Origin of the sequence: Rhodococcus sp. EPR-157, assembly GCF_001647195.1 — a bacterium.
Classification (GTDB): Bacteria; Actinomycetota; Actinomycetes; order Mycobacteriales; family Mycobacteriaceae; genus Rhodococcoides.
On record NZ_LVCV01000352.1, the window covers coordinates 1 to 2,136 of the forward strand.

Here is a 2,136-nt window from a genome sequence, read left to right on the forward strand (position 1 = left end):
ACCGGCGGCCAGTGAGCGCTGACATGACCGACACCACAGACCACCCCACACACGCAGCCGCACCAGCGGGTGGAGCCCCGCTGCGTGCGTGGCAGAGACGTGCCTTGACGAAGTATCTGGTGTCCGCACCGAAGGATTTCCTGGCCGTCGCTACGCCTGGAGCAGGTAAGACGACCTTCGCTCTCCGCGTTGCTTCCGAGCTGCTTGCCCATCGAACGGTGGATCAGGTGACCGTCGTCGCGCCGACGGAACACTTGAAGCACCAGTGGGCCGAGTCCGCTGCCCGGGTGGGCATCGCGCTCGATTCACGTTTCTCCAACTCCACCGGCCAGACGTCGAGCGACTACCACGGCGTCGTCGTCACGTACGCGCAGATCGCGTCGCACCCGTTCCGACACCGCGTACGTACGGAGGCCAGAAAGACTCTGGTCATCCTCGACGAGATCCACCACGGAGGCGACGCCAAGAGCTGGGGCGAAGGCATCCGCGAAGCGTTCAGCGACGCGACGCGGCGCCTCGCACTCACAGGTACGCCGTTTCGAAGCGACGACAGCCCCATCCCGTTCGTGAACTACGAACCCGACGACGAGGGCCTGATGCGCTCGCGGGCGGACCACTCCTACGGGTACTCGGATGCGCTCGCGGACGGCGTCGTTCGGCCTGTCGTCTTTCTCGCCTACTCGGGCGAAGCCCGGTGGCGAAACAACGCCGGCGAGGAGTTCACAGCCCGTCTGGGCGAACCGTTGAGTGCCGAACAGACCGCGCGGGCGTGGCGCACGGCCCTCGATCCGCAGGGCGACTGGATGCCTGCGGTCCTTCTAGCGGCCAACACTCGGCTCGGGCAGTTGCGTAGCGGCGGGATGCCCGACGCCGGGGCCCTCGTCATCGCCACCGATCAAACTGTTGCGCGTGCGTACGCGAAGCTCATCGAAGTGATCACCGGTGAGACTCCCTGCATCGTGCTGTCCGACGACCCGACGTCGTCCGCTCGAATCGCCGAGTTCGGCAAGAGCGATCAGAAGTGGATGGTCGCAGTCAGGATGGTGTCCGAGGGCGTCGACGTACCCCGCCTTGCGGTCGGGGTCTACGCGACCAGCGCGTCGACCCCGCTGTACTTCGCTCAGGCCATCGGTCGGTTCGTGCGATCTCGGCGTCCGGGCGAGACGGCGAGTGTCTTCCTCCCCTCGGTCCCGGTACTGCTCGATCTCGCCAGCCAGCTCGAGGCGCAGCGCGACCACGTTCTCGGAAAGCCGCACCGCGAGAAGGACGGCCTCGACGACGATCTCCTCGCGGATGCGAAAAAGCAGAAGGACGAACTGGGGGAGGAGGAGAAGGCATACACCTCCCTCGGCGCGGATGCCGAGCTGGATCAGGTCATCTACGACGGCTCGTCGTTCGGAACCGCCACGTTCTCGGGTAGCGACGAGGAGGCGGACTATCTCGGCCTACCTGGACTGCTCGACGCCAAGCAAATGCGTGATCTGCTGCGTCAACGCCAGCAAGAGCAGTTGGAGAAGCCGTCTGCGCCCGGCCCTGCGGTGCCGCCGCCGGCCGCGTCCGAGCGGGTGTCCACGTCCGGTCAGCTGGCCGCTCTCCGCCGCGAACTCAACAGTTTGGTCGCGGTGTACCACCACCGCACCGGAAAGCCGCACGGCGTGATTCACGGCGATCTACGACGCGTGTGCGGTGGCCCACCCACGGCGATGGCCACGGCAGATCAGTTGAGCGAACGAATCACGCAGCTCCGCAAGATGTGACCTGAACGCACGAGAACGGACGTCCACTTCGAGTGGACGCCCGTTCTCCTGAAGATTGTCGAGTGTTCAGATTTCTGCCGATGTGTCCTGCGAGCGAGCCGACTACACCGTGGAGTCCGATTCGGTCATCACCGTTGCGTTCACTTCACGCAGTCGATCTTCGTGCTCCTTGGCGTGGTGACCGCAGAACAGCAGTTCTCCGCCGGTCGAGAGCACAACTCGTGCGCGAGCCCCTGCACCGCACCGGTCGCACCGGTCGGCAGCTGTCAATTGTGGGCTGGTCAAAGTTCCGGGCATGACTCCTCCGTACTGGCGTTCGGTGTAACCCGATTGCCTGGGGCCGGTCCGCCGCGTCGGTATGGCGCGGTCCGTACACTCT

At 65.4% G+C, this 2,136-nt stretch carries 2 protein-coding genes; one reads left to right on the forward strand and one right to left on the reverse strand.

The features are described from left to right. Positions 1 to 23 precede the first annotated feature (23 nt). The gene (locus A2J03_RS16320) at positions 24 to 1,757 is read left to right on the forward strand and encodes a DEAD/DEAH box helicase (RefSeq protein WP_068375889.1); all 1,734 of its coding nucleotides are present in this window, start codon (positions 24 to 26) and stop codon (positions 1,755 to 1,757) included. Positions 1,758 to 1,859: 102 nt separating this feature from the next. On the opposite strand, the gene A2J03_RS16325 is transcribed toward A2J03_RS16320, so the two are convergent. Further along, positions 1,860 to 2,054, reverse strand: coding sequence for a DUF7455 domain-containing protein (locus A2J03_RS16325; protein WP_068375891.1), 195 nt, complete (start codon positions 2,052 to 2,054; stop codon positions 1,860 to 1,862). Positions 2,055 to 2,136 lie beyond the last annotated feature (82 nt).